The organism is Sinanaerobacter sp. ZZT-01 (assembly GCF_035621135.1).
Lineage (GTDB): Bacteria > Bacillota > Clostridia > Peptostreptococcales > Anaerovoracaceae > IOR16.
The window spans coordinates 1,641,760-1,657,378 of record NZ_CP141728.1; the positions used below are offsets into that span (position 1 = coordinate 1,641,760).

Annotated in this window: 14 protein-coding genes; all 14 read left to right on the forward strand. The window is 39.3% G+C overall.

The genetic code is table 11. From position 1 onward, the window contains the following. Positions 1 to 75 precede the first annotated feature (75 nt). The 14 genes from U5921_RS07795 (at position 76) to scfA (ending at position 15,466) form a co-directional block, all read left to right on the forward strand. Positions 76 to 549: a CarD family transcriptional regulator gene (locus U5921_RS07795; RefSeq protein ID WP_324825909.1), complete on the forward strand. Its 474-nt coding sequence runs from the start codon at positions 76 to 78 to the stop codon at positions 547 to 549. A 39-nt stretch (positions 550 to 588) separates the two neighbouring features. After that, entirely contained in the window at positions 589 to 1,686 is a 1,098-nt protein-coding gene (locus U5921_RS07800) for a PIN/TRAM domain-containing protein (protein ID WP_324825910.1), read from the forward strand. A 23-nt stretch (positions 1,687 to 1,709) separates the two neighbouring features. Then, the gene (ispD, locus tag U5921_RS07805) at positions 1,710 to 2,915 is read left to right on the forward strand and encodes a 2-C-methyl-D-erythritol 4-phosphate cytidylyltransferase (protein ID WP_324825911.1); all 1,206 of its coding nucleotides are present in this window, start codon (positions 1,710 to 1,712) and stop codon (positions 2,913 to 2,915) included. Between the two features lie 71 nt (positions 2,916 to 2,986). After that, positions 2,987 to 4,705 (forward strand): proline--tRNA ligase, encoded by a 1,719-nt coding sequence (locus U5921_RS07810; RefSeq protein WP_324825912.1) that lies wholly within the window; start codon positions 2,987 to 2,989, stop codon positions 4,703 to 4,705. Between the two features lie 22 nt (positions 4,706 to 4,727). Then, on the forward strand, positions 4,728 to 5,246 hold the full coding sequence (locus tag U5921_RS07815) for an NUDIX hydrolase (protein WP_324825913.1): 519 nt from the start codon (positions 4,728 to 4,730) through the stop codon (positions 5,244 to 5,246). Positions 5,247 to 5,279: 33 nt separating this feature from the next. After that, positions 5,280 to 5,771: a peptidylprolyl isomerase gene (locus tag U5921_RS07820; protein ID WP_324825914.1), complete on the forward strand. Its 492-nt coding sequence runs from the start codon at positions 5,280 to 5,282 to the stop codon at positions 5,769 to 5,771. A gap of 399 nt (positions 5,772 to 6,170) precedes the next feature. Then, positions 6,171 to 7,637 (forward strand): M23 family metallopeptidase, encoded by a 1,467-nt coding sequence (locus U5921_RS07825; protein ID WP_324825915.1) that lies wholly within the window; start codon positions 6,171 to 6,173, stop codon positions 7,635 to 7,637. Positions 7,638 to 7,830: 193 nt separating this feature from the next. After that, the gene (cysE, locus tag U5921_RS07830; protein WP_324825916.1) at positions 7,831 to 8,511 is read left to right on the forward strand and encodes a serine O-acetyltransferase; all 681 of its coding nucleotides are present in this window, start codon (positions 7,831 to 7,833) and stop codon (positions 8,509 to 8,511) included. Then, positions 8,508 to 9,914, forward strand: a complete 1,407-nt coding sequence (gene cysS / locus U5921_RS07835; RefSeq protein ID WP_324825917.1) for a cysteine--tRNA ligase — start codon at positions 8,508 to 8,510, stop codon at positions 9,912 to 9,914. The genes cysE and cysS overlap by 4 nt, the downstream gene beginning before the upstream one ends. A 145-nt stretch (positions 9,915 to 10,059) precedes the next feature. Continuing rightward, positions 10,060 to 11,550 (forward strand): sigma-54 interaction domain-containing protein, encoded by a 1,491-nt coding sequence (locus U5921_RS07840; RefSeq protein WP_324825918.1) that lies wholly within the window; start codon positions 10,060 to 10,062, stop codon positions 11,548 to 11,550. A gap of 311 nt (positions 11,551 to 11,861) precedes the next feature. Next, entirely contained in the window at positions 11,862 to 12,701 is an 840-nt protein-coding gene (locus U5921_RS07845; RefSeq protein WP_324825919.1) for a 3-keto-5-aminohexanoate cleavage protein, read from the forward strand. Positions 12,702 to 12,739: 38 nt separating this feature from the next. Further along, positions 12,740 to 13,669: a 3-hydroxyacyl-CoA dehydrogenase family protein gene (locus tag U5921_RS07850; RefSeq protein ID WP_324825920.1), complete on the forward strand. Its 930-nt coding sequence runs from the start codon at positions 12,740 to 12,742 to the stop codon at positions 13,667 to 13,669. A gap of 48 nt (positions 13,670 to 13,717) precedes the next feature. Beyond that, complete coding sequence (locus tag U5921_RS07855) at positions 13,718 to 15,088, forward strand: short-chain fatty acid transporter (RefSeq protein ID WP_324825921.1); 1,371 nt, start codon at positions 13,718 to 13,720, stop codon at positions 15,086 to 15,088. 228 nt (positions 15,089 to 15,316) lie between these two features. Further along, entirely contained in the window at positions 15,317 to 15,466 is a 150-nt protein-coding gene (gene scfA / locus U5921_RS07860) for a six-cysteine ranthipeptide SCIFF (protein WP_206459912.1), read from the forward strand. Positions 15,467 to 15,619 lie beyond the last annotated feature (153 nt).

Consider the following 15,619-nt stretch of genomic DNA (forward strand, 5'->3'; position numbering starts at 1 on the left):
ATAAAATGAAAAATTGTTTTCTTGACATGACATGCTTCTGTCATTTATACTATAAATAGACTGGAGGCGTTTATTATGTTTACAATTGGTGAAAAAATTGTATATCCAATGCACGGAGCGGGTGTTATTGAAACGATTGAAGAAAAGAAGATTTTGGGAGAATCTAGGAGGTATTATATATTAAAGCTCTCTTGCAGTGATATAAAGATTATGATTCCTGTAGATGCTACCGATGAAATTGGGGTAAGAGCTGTGGTGTCAGAGGAAAAATTATCCTGTGTCTTTGAGATACTGAATAGTAAATCATCCGTTATGTCGACGAATTGGAATCGTAGATATCGCGAGAATATGGAAAAGTTGAAAACAGGGGAAATTGAAGAAGTCGCAGAAGTCGTTCGGGATCTTACTCGTTGCGAAAGGGATAAGAAGCTTTCAACAGGGGAAAAGAAGATGCTTATCAATGCAAATCAGATTTTAGTAAGTGAGATTATATTGGTGAAAGAAATAGACCGAGATGCAGCGACAGCAATAGTAGATGCAGCAGTTTGAGAATAGAGACTACAAAATAAAACAAGGGGGGGTGAACGCGTGTTCACAAAAATTTTTAGAATAGTATTTACACTATGTGGACTATTATTTGGATATGGTATTGCTTTATTAGTTAAGGTAAGTAATATAAGTTCAGTTTTAGGAATGCGGCAGTCGGAAGAGCTTATTATGGCAGGAGCTTTTATTCTTCTGTCTGGAATTATATTTTTTAAATTAGCACCATTGGTTCGTAGGCATGGGGTTAAAGTGGCAAAGGGGATTGAATCTGATTTGTCAAAGGTTCCAACGAATGATATGGTTGCAGGAATTATTGGATTAATTATTGGGTTGATTCTCGCATTTTTTATTAGTCAGATATTGTATTCCATCACGATTTTAAGTGTTGCGTATATTAGTACGATTTTATCGGTAATTACTTATTTATTCCTGGGATATTTGGGAATGAGTGTTGCGCAAAAGAAAAGCAAGGATGTTCCTGCCTACCAATGGATGAGTGTTTCAAAAAAGCAGACGAAAAGCAAGAACAAAGGAAATGATGCTACCCCAAAGATTTTAGATACCAGCGTAATCATCGATGGGCGTATTGCAGATATTATGAAGACTGGCTTTATTGAGGGAACAATTGTAATACCTGAATTTGTGTTAGTTGAGCTGCGCCATATTGCAGATTCTTCGGACAGCCTAAAGAGGAATCGTGGACGAAGAGGTTTGGATATACTAAATCGAATTCAAAATGATTACGGTATTGATATTTATAATACAAATTCCGAAAAAGCTTTAGACGAAATTCCTGAAGTTGATGTAAAACTGTTGAAGCTTGCGCAAATTATGAATGGAAAGGTTGTCACAAACGATTTCAACTTAAATAAAGTAGCCATGATTAAAGGGGTTGAAGTACTTAATATCAATGAATTGGCAAATACTTTAAAGCCTGTTGTACTTCCGGGTGAGGACATGCAGCTCTTCCTCGTAAAAGAAGGAAAAGAAAATAATCAGGCAGTTGCTTACTTAGATGATGGAACGATGATTGTTGTAGAAGAAGGGAAGCGCTACATCGGCAAGACGATTGATGTTGCTGTAACTAGCGTATTGCAAACATCTGCCGGACGTATGATTTTTGCTAAGCCGAAACGATAAGAAGTAAAGCATAGGAAAGCATTATGTATAAGAATAAAAAAGTAGCAGTCATTATTGCTGCAGCCGGTTCTGGAACGAGAATGGGCTGTGGGCAATCAAAACAATTTCGAAAAATCAGCGGCCTGCCTGTAGTGGTAAGAGCCGTTGGTGTTTTTTCAGAGCATTCTTTTATCGATGAAATTTACATTGTGGCAAGAAGAGAAGAACAACAGACCTTATCACAGATGATAGACGAATACGGATTAAAAAAAATAAAAGCAATCGTTGCAGGTGGCGAAACAAGGCAGGATTCTGTTTTTAATGGAATAAAAGCTTTAGAGCCGGATAACGAATTTGTTTTGGTTCACGACGGGGCGAGAGCATTTGTATCACGGGATGTGATAACGAGAACCGTAGAGGCTTTGTCGCACGGCGTTGCAGCAGCGGCAGCAGTCACTGTAAAAGATACCATTAAAATGAGTGAAGATGGAGTTTTTACGAAAACACCGGACCGGAGTTGCCTTTATCATGTTCAGACACCGCAGGGATTTCATGTTTCAGTGTTGAAAGAGGCGCATGAAAAAGCTTCTTTAGACCATTTTTATGGAACAGACGATACGGTATTGGTAGAAAGAATTGGAAAAAAAGTATACCTCGTAGAAGGTGATTACGATAATATTAAAATTACAACAGAAGAAGATTTACTTTTTGGAGAAGCAATTGTAAAAAAAGGCAGGGAAGGTGGATTTCTTTTGAAAGAGGAATGTAAACAAAATATAATTCGAGTTGGGACGGGATTTGATGTCCATCGATTGGTTGAGCAAAGAAAACTCATTTTAGGAGGAGTTGAAATTCCTTTTGAAAAGGGTCTTTTAGGACATTCCGATGCGGATGTATTGTTGCATGCGATTATGGATGCTTTGCTGGGTGCAGGTGGATTTGGTGATATTGGCACACACTTTCCGGATAGTGATCCCGCATATTGCGGTATTTCCAGCTTAGAACTGTTAAAACAGGTGGATCACATTTTAAAAGAAGAAGGCTATACTATTGGGAATATAGATGCGTCTGTCATTGCGCAAAAACCAAAAATTGCACCATATATACAAGAAATAAGACAAAAAATAGCCGTAACATTGCAAATGAAATTAAATTGCATTAATATAAAGGGTACGACAACGGAGCAATTGGGATTTTGCGGTCGTGAAGAAGGCATTGCAGCACAAGCTTCTGTCACACTTTACCAATGAAAAATGATACCATCCTTTCACAAAGGAGGGTGACGAAATGAAAAATAGAAATATAGAAGGAGAATTCTTGTATGAGACTTTCAAAAATGTACTTAAGAACGTTGAGAGAAGTACCCTCAGAAGCAGAGATACCAAGCCATATTTTACTGCTTCGGGCTGGTATGATTCGGAAATTGGTTTCGGGCGTATATGGATTTATGCCTTTGGGTTATCGCTCTCTGCGAAAAATTGAACAGATTGTTCGGGAAGAAATGGACAAGAAGGGGGCGCAGGAAATCTTGATGTCTGCAATCCAGCCCGCCGAATTGTGGGAAGAATCAGGCAGATGGGCGGCATTTGGACCGGAAATGTTTCGCCTCAAAGATCGGAATGAAAGACAGTTTTGCCTAGGCCCTACTCATGAAGAAATTTTTACGGATATTGTGCGGAGTGAAATCAGTTCCTATAGACAGCTCCCACTCAATCTTTATCAAATACAAACAAAATACAGAGATGAAAAAAGACCGAGATTCGGACTGATGAGAAGCCGGGAATTTATTATGAAGGATTCCTATTCCTTTGACCGAGATTGGGAAGGGCTGGATAAGAGCTATGACGATATGTACGATGCATATACGAAGATCTTTACACGCTGTGGATTAACTTTCCGTGCAGTGGAGGCAGATACTGGAGCTATGGGCGGCAGTAATTCACATGAATTCTGCGCATTATCTGAAGTCGGAGAAAGTGAAATTGCTTATTGTGAAGCATGTCAGATGGCAGCAACGATAGAACGTGCTCCTTGTGTCGATGAAAAGGCACCGCAGGAAGCGGAATTGCCATTAGAAGAGGTAATGACTCCAGGAACGAAAAGCATAGCTGAAGTCGTCGATTTTTTAAAAATTCCGGTTACTAAAACGATCAAAGCACTTCTATTTCAAGTCTATAATCAGGACTACAAGTATGTAGCAGCGTTTGTCCGTGGAGATCGGGAATTAAACATGACGAAGCTGATCAATATTTTAAAAATTGCAGAGCATGAGATTGAATTTGCTGATGAGGAACAAATGCATAAAGAAACTGGATGCGTTGGAGGATTTACAGGACCAATTGGCTTGCATGATTGCAAGATTGTAGTTGATACAGAATTGGTTGAAGCAAAAAATTTATGTGCCGGTGCATGTAAAGCAGATCATCATCTAATAAATGTCAATTATGGAAGAGATTATAAAGGTGACATCGTAACGGACTTGAAGCTGTTAAAAGAAGGTGAGCCTTGCCCGGTATGTGGAGCTCCGGTTAAAATCACAAGAGGGATTGAAGTCGGACAGGTGTTTAAGCTTGGAACGAAATACAGCGAAGCGATGAACGCTTATTATAAAGATGAAAATATGAAAGATCACATCATGGTTATGGGTTGCTATGGTGTAGGAGTCTCTCGAACTTTGGCTGCCATCGTCGAGCAGCATCATGATGAAAATGGTATCATTTGGCCGATGCCGGTTGCACCTTACCATGTGGTAGTCACGATTGTAAACACTAATAATGAAGAGCAGATCAGCCTTGCAGAGGAACTATATCAAGAGCTTCAAAGAGCTGGCGTGGAAGTTCTTTTGGATGACCGAAAAGAACGTCCAGGCGTAAAATTTAAGGATGCTGATTTGTTGGGAATTCCTGTGCGGATCACAGTTGGAAAGCAGGCAACTGATCGAATCGTTGAATGGAAGCTTCGTGAATGCAGCGACTCCGTAAATATGAATGCGACAGAGGCTTTGGAAAAAACAGTGGTACTGGTAAATCAGAAAAAGTAAGCAAAAAGCAGGAGGGGCGAGTATGTGGACTGGTGGAGTACGAGTTGTTGTTTTGGATGAACACAAGCGTATTTTAATGGTAAAACAGCATCATGAGGATAAGGACATTTGGATGGTGCCTGGCGGAGGCATTGAGGCTGGAGAAAATGCTTCACAGGCTGCCGTACGTGAGGTAAAAGAAGAAACAGGTTTGGATATTAAAGTAGTAAAGCTGCTCTGGCATGTAGAAGAAGTTTCGGAGGAAAGAGGACAGCGCTTTGTAAATTTCTTTTTGGCAAATAAAATTGGGGGAGAATTATGCTTGGGAGAAGACCCTGAATTTGATTCACAGCATCAGGTACTACGTGACGTTCAATTTTTGACACAAAAAGAAGTACTGTCCTTGGAACATGTTTATCCGGATTATTTGCGAGACGAACTTTGGTATGCGATTGGACGCTATATCGACTGCGATGTATTATCCGATTCGGTTCATAAACTCATGATGGATCATTTTAACGAAAAAGAAAATGGATATAATCCATTTAAGCTAAGAAAATAGTAAATGCTTATAACAAAGAAAAGGAGAGCGCATATGAAAAAGATTATTACCATCGAAATGGAGAACGGTGATGTGATGAAAGCGGAGCTTTATCCGGAAGTTGCCCCAAAAACAGTGGAAAACTTTGTTGATTTAATTGAAAAGAAGTTTTTTGACGGCACTATTTTTCACAGAGTGATTCCGGGATTTATGATTCAAGGCGGAGATCCGACTGGTACAGGAATGGGCGGACCAGGGCATACCATTGAAGGAGAGTTTGCGGCAAATGGGTTTAAAAATGAGCTAAAGCACACAGCGGGTGTCTTATCTATGGCGAGAGCGATGGACCCCAATTCGGCAGGATCACAGTTTTTTATCATGGTAGAAGATGCTCCTCATCTAGACGGTCAATATGCTGCCTTTGGGAAACTAATTGAAGGCTTAGAGGTGGCAAGGAAGATTGTAGCTGTAAAAAGAGATGCAATGGATAAGCCGAAGACAGAGCAAAAAATGAAATCTGTTACGGTTGAAGAAATCGAAGAGTAAAGAAAAAACAAAAGAGTAAGGGGCTTTCTGTAGAGAGGAAGCCTCTTACTTTTATTAATAAAAAATTAATTTTATAAAAAAAGCGTTGGATGCGGTTTCGGATATGTTGCGAAAAAGCGAGAATAAAGAAATAATATCTGCAAATAAAAAGATTCTGCTTTGTCATTTGAGCCAAATTTATGTAGAAAATGTGAAAATTTATGAAATGATAATGATGTACTTGACATTCTTGTAACATTCTTGTAACATTTAAATGTACTTTTTCATAGGATACATACATAAGAATAAATAGGAGAAACTACTAAAAGATTCTATCTTTATTTTATAAAAGTTTAATACGAATCCGGAAGCAAGGAGGTATGAAAATAGAAACGGTAGATTTGCACAAAGGAGAGTAAGATGAACTTAAAAGATAATTTCGATAAAGAAAAGATTTCAGAAAGATTTCAGAAGATAAAGGACAAGGCTCTGTCCACGAAAAATAAGGCATTATTCTTGATAAAAGATAAAATATTACTTCATCCCAATCGGAAAAAAAGCATTGCAATTGCATGTGGTGCTGTGATCGGAGTTGCGATACTATCATTTGTTACAGTAAAAATTATGACACCGGACGCCTATATGCTGGCGGTAAATGAAGTGCCATTTGCTTATATTGAAAGTCCGGCGACGATGGACGAAGCGATTGACGCGATTCGAACAGAAATGAGCGAGTCAAAAGGTGTAGAAGAAGTTTACTGTGATGAATCCGCTTTGAAATGCACTGCAATCAGAGACTTAAAAAAAGATGCATCCATCTTATCGGAAGAACAGTTAAAAGAGAAATTTTTATTAACAAAGCTATTTATTGCAGATGCTTGGAGCATATCGATAAATGATACGGATGTATTGGCATTGGCGAGTGAAGAAGATGCAAAAGAAGTATTGAATAATGTTGTTGCGAAATATCAGACAGAAGGATCGCAAATTGTCAGTACAGTTTATAAGGAAAATGTAAATATTGCTTCACAGAAAGTGTCTGTTTCAGATATTTTAAATGTAGAAGATGGCGTTAACTTATTATTAACAGGAAATGCTGAACCAAAGTCGTATGTTGTGCAGCCTGGAGATACAGTATGGGATATTGCAATTGGGAACAATATGACACCTGAACAGCTTCAGCAAATGAATCCGGGATTTGACTCGAATAAAATTCAAATCGGACAAACCTTAAGTCTGGTTGAAATACATCCTTATATTACCGTTATTACCAAAGAGCAGGTTACAACAACAGAGAAAATTGATTTTGATACAGTTTTTGAAGCTACGAACACATTGTATAAAGGTGAAGTTAAGGTAAAAACGGCAGGTGTATATGGAAAAAAAGAAACAGTCGTTGAGTTGACAAAGGAGAATGGTGTTCAGACCTCCGCTGTTGACTTAGGCACCACTGTTACATCAGAGCCGCAGCCACAGGTCGCTTACCGAGGGACAAAGGCCTTGTCAAAGCTGGTAGGTTCAGGAAGTTTTCTTAGACCGGTACCATTGAATGTATCCTCTCCGTTTGGCGCAGCCAGAGGAGGAAGGCGACATACCGGAGTTGACCTTCGAAATCCAAAAGGAACAGCAATACATGCTACAGATGACGGAGTAGTCACGTTTGCAGGTTATTCGGGAACCTATGGGAATATAGTAAAGGTATCTCATGGAAATGGAATAGAGACCTGGTATGCACACTGTGATACAATCGTGACATCGGTTGGTGCTCGCGTAAGCAAAGGGCAGCAAATTGCGACGGTAGGTATTACGGGGAGCGCAACCGGATATCATCTTCATTTCGAAGTACGAAAAAATGGTGTGCCGCAAAATCCATTGAATTATTTATAAGAATACAAGAATTTGATATGATTAGAAAACTTTTGATAATCAATCGAATATGGTATATAATTTTAGAGCGAGTTTGTGAACTCGCTCTAAATTGTTTCAAAAACAAAAGTTGTGGTATAAATATTAGTATGTGATTTTTGCATGATAAAAACTGAAGCTTTCTGGGATGGCTTTTTTATATATGGAGGCAAATATGGTTTTTTTTGGTGAAGTGAAGGAGGATATTCAAGCTGTTTTAAATCGTGACCCTGCGGCAAGAAGCGGCTTTGAGGTATTGCTTTGTTACCCTGGAGTATGGGCATTGATTTTACATAAGCCAGCGCATTGGATGTATCATCATCATCTAAAGCTGCTTGCGAGAATCCTGTCACAGCTTGCAAGATTTTTCACCGGAATTGAGATACATCCGGGAGCAACAATTGGACGTCGGTGTTTTATAGATCACGGTATGGCTGTGGTCATAGGTGAAACGGCAGAAGTTGGTAACGATGTTACGATTTATCAGGCAGTGACTCTGGGAGGAACAGGGAAAGACAGCGGGAAGCGTCATCCTACTATCGGAAACAATGTAATGATTAGCTCCGGTGCAAAGGTATTAGGCCCTTTTACAGTAGGGGATAATTCCAAGATAGGAGCAGGGGCTGTTGTGCTGGAAGCCGTACCTCCGAATTGTACAGTAGTAGGTGTACCTGGAAAGATTGTAAAGAGAGGAAATCAGAGAGCAGAGGACCTAAACCAGGTGGATTTGCCAGATCCAATTGCAGTAGAACTGGAATGTTTACGAAAACGCATCGTTATGCTTGAAAATAAATTAAGAGCAACAGAGAAGGAAAAGATACAGGGAATGTGTGGTAGTGAGGAGGAAGCAAAATGAAAATCTATAATACCTTGACACGGCAGAAAGAAGAGTTCGTGCCGATCGATGAAAAGGAAATAAAAATTTACGTGTGCGGTCCGACAGTATATAACTATTTTCATATTGGGAATGCAAGACCCTTTGTTGTATTTGATACATTAAGAAATTATTTGCAGTATCGGGGCAAAAATGTAAAATTTGTACAGAATTTTACTGACGTGGACGATAAGATTATTAATAAGGCGAGAGAAGAAGGCGTCGATGCCAGCGAAATCAGTGAAAAGTACGTAGAAGAATATTATAAAGATGCGGCAGCTTTAAACGTACAAAAGGCTAGTGTACATCCGAAAGTAACTGAAAACATGAACGAAATCATTGGGTTTGTACAAGGATTGATTGACAAAGGCTACGCATATGAAATAGATGGTGACGTGTATTACAGCACACGTAAGTTTTCGGATTATGGAAAGCTGTCAAAACAAAACATTGAAGACTTGGAATCGGGTGCACGCATTGAAGTGGGTGAAAAGAAAAAAGACCCATTGGATTTTGCGCTGTGGAAGGCACAAAAAAAACAGGATGAGATCGCATGGGAGTCTCCTTGGGGAATGGGCCGGCCGGGCTGGCATATTGAATGCTCAGTTATGTCTACGAAATATTTAGGAGAAACCATCGATATTCATGCAGGCGGGCAGGATCTTACTTTCCCACATCATGAAAATGAAATTGCACAGACGGAAGCGCAAACAGGCAAGCCATTTGCAAATTATTGGATGCACAATGGATATATTACAATTGACAATGAAAAGATGTCAAAATCAAAAGGTAATTTCTTTACAGTGAGAGATATACTAAAAGATTATGATGGAGAGGTAATGCGTTTCTTTTTGCTATCCGGTCACTATCGGAGTCCGATTAATTTCAGCCAGGAGTTGATGGAACAAGCAAAAAACAGCTTAGCGCGAATGCAGAATGCAAAGCTTCATTTACAACACTTGATTCAAAATGGAGAAGGTAGTATGACGCATGACGAAGCTGCACAGTTTGCTAATCTGGAGAAATACCGTGATAAATTTAATAATGCAATGGAAGACGATTTGAATACCGCAGATGCAATCAGCGCAGTGTTCGAGTTGATTCGGGATATGAATACGGTGACAAAAGATGGTGCCTCAAAAGAATTTTCTGAAAAATCCCTTTCTCTTTTGGATGAATTGACTGGCGTTTTGGGATTGCTTCGAAAAGAGGCTTCCGATACAGAAATGGATAGTGAGATTCAAAAACTAATCGAAGAAAGACAGGAAGCAAGAAAAGCAAAGAATTTCGCAAGAGCGGATGAGATCCGAGATGTGTTAAAGGAAAAAGGCATTACATTAAAGGATACACCGCAGGGTGTTCAGATTATTCGCGAATCGTGTTAATTTGATGTTGTCTGTCTCCAAAGCCTATGTGGAAATTATAAATCAGTGTAATGTGGGAACACGGACCTTTTTGCAATTGACAGTAGAGCACACCTGTAAGTGCTAAAAACAGACTCTCCGAATCGGAAAGAAGGAGGATAAGGGATTGTTAAAAGATGTGGATCAAAAGAGAATCAGAGAACAAATTGATGCCTTATTACTTTCCGATGGAAGAGAAAAAGAATTGGATGCTTTGATAGAAACATTAGGTAGGCTTCGTCCGGATTACGTGGATTTTGAGGAAGTCTGTCAGAATCTTTATGATGGCATTCATATTACAGATGGAGAGGGAAAGATACTTTTTATAAATAAAGCATATACCCGAACAACAGGGATATTTCCTGAAGAAATAATCGGGAAAAAGGTTCCAGATATTGAGTTGGAAGGGTGCTTATATAAAGGATCGGTTACAGGAGCTGTTTTAGAGAAGAAAGAACGTGTCAATTCTGTCGCTAGAATTATTAAAGTAAATAAAGATGTATTGGTGACAGGAACCCCTGTTTTTGACAAGCAGGGTAAAATTAAACTGGTAGTAACAAACACTCGTGATTTTCCGGAGCTGAAGGAGCTGGAGCACCGGCTTATTGTACTCTCTGAAGAGAGAAACAAAAAAAATGAAGAGTTGGCATATATGCGTCAACAGCAAACCGGAAGAAAACAGCTTTTGTATTTCAGTGATGCGATGAAATCAGTTATGGAAACGATTAAAACAGTTGCAGAAACCGATGTAACTGTTTTAATAACAGGAGAAACCGGAACAGGCAAGGAACTGGTTGCCAACGAGTTGTATCAGAATAGCAATCGTAAAGACAAGCCCTTTATTAAAGTAAATTGTGCAGCAATACCGGCAGAGCTGCTGGAATCGGAGCTGTTTGGGTATGAGGCTGGAGCGTTTACCGGAGCAAAGCGGAATGGTAAGGTTGGAATGTTTGAATTGGCAAATACAGGGGTCATATTGCTTGATGAAATAGGAGATATGTCTCTTCCGCTTCAGGCGAAGCTTTTGCGAGTTCTTCAACAGAAAGAGTTTATAAGGATAGGCGGAAATAACACAGTTTCGCTTGATATTAGGGTGATTGCATCTACGAACAAAAATCTGTTGGAGGAGATTAAGAATAAACGTTTCCGGGAAGATTTATATTACAGGCTGAATGTAGTTCCAATCAACCTAAAGCCTCTAAGAGAGCGTAAGGAAGAAATTCCTTATTTGGCTGAAAAATTTTGTCAAAAATATAACAAAAAATATAATAAAGAGATTTTAATCAGCGAAGAAGGAATGAATGCATTAAAGAAATATTCTTGGCCCGGAAATGTACGAGAATTAGAAAATATGATAGAAAGACTGGTAGTTACCAGTCGCGGCAAAAATATTACCAGCCATAGCATTTTTGTGGCTCTAAGTCCAGAAGCCTTATCGTCTTATAAAGAGATTGAAAGCAGCAGTACACTTAAAGATATGGTGCGGATATATGAGCACAGTATTATTATTCGAACATTAAAAGAAGAAGGGTCGCTGCGGCGGACTGCTAAGGTTTTGGGAGTAGATCATTCCACTCTTGTCAAAAAGCTTCAGCGATATAATCAGGAATTTCAGTGAATTAATTCACCATATATGTGAAATAATTCACCGAAAAAATATTGTTGTTTTTTAAGAAAAAAGTGGTGTATTTAGATCAAATATTAGTTTATATCATCTAATAATTGCGGTTATAATATTATTCTACAAAAAACAGCAGGTGAAAAAAATCACCTGCTGTTTTTTGTTTGCGTAATGCTTTGATTTTAATTGGATAAAAAACATTGAAATTACAAAGATTCAAGCCTTGTTGTACTTTAAAAATAAATTGGCATGTATTTTGCTCTTAAAGAAAAGTGAAAAAATATTAAAAATAGATAAGGAGCATTTACATGAAAAAAACAATTATAACTGTTGCTACAACAGGCGCTTGGCCAAAGAAAAAAAATAATCCCAATGTGCCTATGACACCGGCTGAAATTGCTGCAGATGTCTATGACTGTTGGAAAGCAGGAGCTGCTGTTGCACATCTGCATATGAGGGACGAGGAGGGAAATGGAACCATGTCCACCGAGAAGTTTAGCGAAACGGTTAAACTGATGAAAGAAAAGTATCCGGATTGTGACATTGTATTAAACCTTACAACCTCCGGAGATTTAAATGCAACCGATGAAACACGACAGGCTCATATTAAAGCATTGCATCCTGAGATGGCATCCTTTGACTGCGGTTCGATGAATTGGATGCACTCTGGATTGTTTATTAACCATCCTAAGTTTTTGGAGCAGCTGGCTGCAAGCATGCAAGTATGTGGGGTTAAACCTGAGATAGAGTGCTTTGATCCCGGAATGATAGCAAATGCCGCATATTATCTTAAAAAAGGCGTCATTAAAGCACCGTTGCATTTTCAGTTTTGCATGGGATGTGCCAATGGAATACCAGGAAGTCTTAAAAATCTGCTGTTCATGAAAGAAACAATGGAGATGCTCTGTCCTGAATCTACATGGAGCTGCTTTGGAGTAGGGCACTCTGCAATGGAAATTTTGTATGCGGGAATTGCTTTGGGTGGGCATGTTCGTGTGGGAATGGAAGACAACGTAATGTATTCCAGCGACAAGCTGGCAGACAGCAACGTACAGTTTGTTGAAAGGGCGGCTCGTATTATCCGTGAATTTGGAAATGAGGTTGCAACACCTGCAGACGCTCGTGAAATTCTCGGTTTGAAAAAATAACCGGAATGAACCGCTTATCTTTTCAGAAAGGAAAGGTCATGAAAGAAATAAAATATATTCTGATTTGTGGTGCAGGTATGATGGGTAAGAACATAGCCTTTGTCATGGCATCAAACCCAAACTTCGAAATAGGTGTGTATGATTTAAATGAAACCAATATAAATGATGATATACGCGGAAATGTGCAGCCGCTTATTGATAAAGACGCAATATCTAAAGAAGAACTGGAAGCTCGTCTTCACCGGATTTCTTTTACCACAGATATGGAAAGTGAATTGGTAAAACGTTCGGATTTGGTTATAGAGGCAGTTTTTGAGGATATGCAGTTAAAAAGAGAGACCTTTGCGAAGTTGGAGCAGCTTTGCTGCCGGGATGCAATATTTTGTACGAACTCATCCGTTATGAGTCCAAGCGAAATTTCTGCTGACTTAAAATACAGAGAACGATTTGTCGGAACCCACTTTTGGAATCCCGCACATCTGATCCCACTAGTTGAAGTTGTAAAATCGGATGCTTCGAGCAATGAAGTCGCACAAACTGTTATGGAAGTGCTGAAATCAGTGGGCAAAGAGCCGGTGCTGTGCAAGAAGGATGTTCCGGGTTTTATTGCCAATCGTATGCAGCATGCCCTGTGGAGGGAAGCAATTTCAATTGTGGAGAATGGAATTGCAGATGCCGAGACTGTTGACAAGGCGGTAAAATATTCGTTTGGGATGCGCCTTCCTCAATTAGGACCTCTGGAAAATGTGGATATGGTAGGTGCTGATTTGACTTATAATATCCATGAATATATATTTGAGCATTTGGAGGATACCCACATGCCTTTGCCGGTGCTGAAAAAAATGTGTGACAACGGAAAGCTTGGTTTTAAGACCGGAGAAGGATTCCAGAAATGGACGCCCGAACAAATTGAAAAATCGAAATCAGACTTAAATGAATATCTTGTGAACATGCTCTATGGAAAATGATGCTTCCATAGCAGGGTGAGGTGTATTTAAAGAAAGGAAGACGTATAAATGTCAAGTAATACCAATTCAACCCTTCAGAAGGGTACTCTTTTATGGCAAATGAGTAAAAAGTTTCAGTTTGCGGCAGAAAAAATTATTCCCGATTCCTTTGTTTTTTGTTTGATTCTTACATTTATTGTATTTATAGGCTCACTTGTGGCAGGTGCAAAACCTTTGGAATTGGTGAATGCTTGGGCTGACGGACTATGGACACAATCTACCTTTGCGTTTCAGATGAGCTTGATGGTTGTTGTCTGTGCTACCTGTGCTAAATCGGCTCAGGTAAATAGACTCTTAACAAAGCTGGCAGATTTGGTACATACTCCAACAGGAGCTATGATTTTACTCATGCTGTTCGGCTATGGCTCCAGCTTTGTCAATTGGGCATTTTGTACAATTGTAACGCCCATCCTTGCCATGCAGCTTGCGAAGCGCATAAATGGCCTTCATTTTCCTATGATGATAGCTGCAGGATATTCTTGCATGATTTTAGGGCAATGCTTGGGACCATCCGCATCCTTGTATGCTTTGCTTGCAACTCCCGGTCACTTCCTTGAAGATAAAATAGGCGTGCTCACTCAGGCGCAGACAACTTATAATACTATGAACGTAATTCTGTGGACTGTGTTGGCTGTATCCTTTATGGTTATCGCGATCTTTACTCGTCCGCCAAAGCATGAAACGGTAGAATTCTCAAGTGCATTAGACAGCGTGTCGCCTAATTATGATGTAATTGAAAAACTTACCCCGGCGGACAAAATGAATGGAAGCCGTATCATTATGTGGCTTATTGGAGTGGGTGGACTGGTAGCTATTCTATATAGTTTTATAAGCAAAGGCTTCCTCGGATCCCTATCTGTAAATTTTATCATTTTTTTGTTTCTCATTATTAACTGCTTTTTATATAATTCTCCACGTGCTTTTGTTGAAGCTCACAAGGACAATATGCGGCTTTCCTGTGAGGTTCTCATTCAGTTTCCGTTCTATGGTGGAATCATGGGACTGATGAATTGTGGACTGGGTCAGGTTATAGTAAGTGCTATCGTCTCTGTTGCCAATGCGCGGACAATGCCGCTGTTTTCATTTCTTTCGGCATCTGTTGTCAATCTGTTTATCCCATCACAAGGTGGGCAGTGGATTGTTCAAGGTCCTCTGATTGTTGATGCAGTTCAGCAGACTGGAGCAAACATGATTGATTGTATTAATGCTTTTGTGCTCGGCGATGAAGCTACAAATCTGCTCCAGCCGCTTTATGTAATTCCAGCATTGTCAGTTGTTGGAATGAAGCTCAAGGATGTATGGGGATTTATGGCATTCATCTGGGTCTTCTGGTCAGTTATTACATGTCTAGGTTTGTATTTTATTCCTATGTTTGTTTAGATGAAGTATGGGTTAATACATTTTAAGTTATCTAAAGAAATACCCTAAAGCAAATTAGCTACGGGGTATTTCTTTAAAAGAGCTGCTGGGTTTGTTGCTGGGAAAAGGAGATAAGCGTTTCGGAACTGCTTGACAATAGAATATTTATTCGATACAATTTAGCATGTATTAATAAATAGAAAGAAAAGGACGGACTCACTAAAACGAGGACATCGAAGGAGGACTACTTTGAAGAATGTAAAGACAATTGCAAAACCCACATTAAAAACATCAGCTTGTCAGGGAGGCTGCGGTGAATGTCAGACATCATGCCAGTCTGCTTGCAAAACTTCTTGTACTGTTGCAAATCAGGAATGCGAAAATACCAGACGTAGATAGTTAAGCTTTAAGTTAAAAAAACAGCAGTTGTGCTGTTTTTTTTATCTGTTGGAGGATTGCTATTCTGCGGACAGAATAGAAAGACTCTTGTCAATGGAAGATTGAGCAAAAACAGACAAGCTTTGTACTATGCCGTTTTGATAGAATAAAATA